We start from the raw sequence: 370 nt of genomic DNA, 5'->3' as shown, positions 1-370 counted from the left end.
GCGTGCAGTACCGCTCAGGCGTCGAGGTGGCCGGACTGCTCGGCGCCGACGGCCGGGTCACGGGGGTGCGCACCACCCACGGGGAGGAGCTGCCCGCCGATCTGGTGATCGACGCCAGCGGTCGGTTCTCCGAGTCTCCGACGTGGCTGCAGGCGCTCGGCTACCCCACTCCCCGAGAGGAAGTCGTCAACGCGCACTGGGGCTACTCCTCCACCTTCCTGGAGGTACCCGAGGACTGGGACCCGGGCTTCCAGGCACTCGCACTCACCGCGTTCGGGGACGGCGCCCTGACCCCCGAATCGGCGTCCCGGGCAATGGCGATGTGGGTCGTCGAGGGCGAGCGCCGCTGGATCCTGACCGCTCAGGGCTC

The 370-nt window shown here is 71.4% G+C and carries 1 protein-coding gene; it reads left to right on the top strand.

Features of this window, described 5'->3' with window-relative positions; all coding sequences use genetic code 11:
• On the top strand, positions 1–370 hold a 370-nt coding region (locus MLGJGCBP_RS44190; protein ID WP_201453375.1), incomplete at both ends, for an NAD(P)/FAD-dependent oxidoreductase.

This window comes from Rhodococcus sp. T7, from assembly GCF_009872365.1.
Taxonomy (GTDB): Bacteria; Actinomycetota; Actinomycetes; order Mycobacteriales; family Mycobacteriaceae; genus Rhodococcus_F.
Note: the sequence above shows the minus strand (reverse complement) of the source record. Positions and strands in the feature narration are given on the sequence as shown.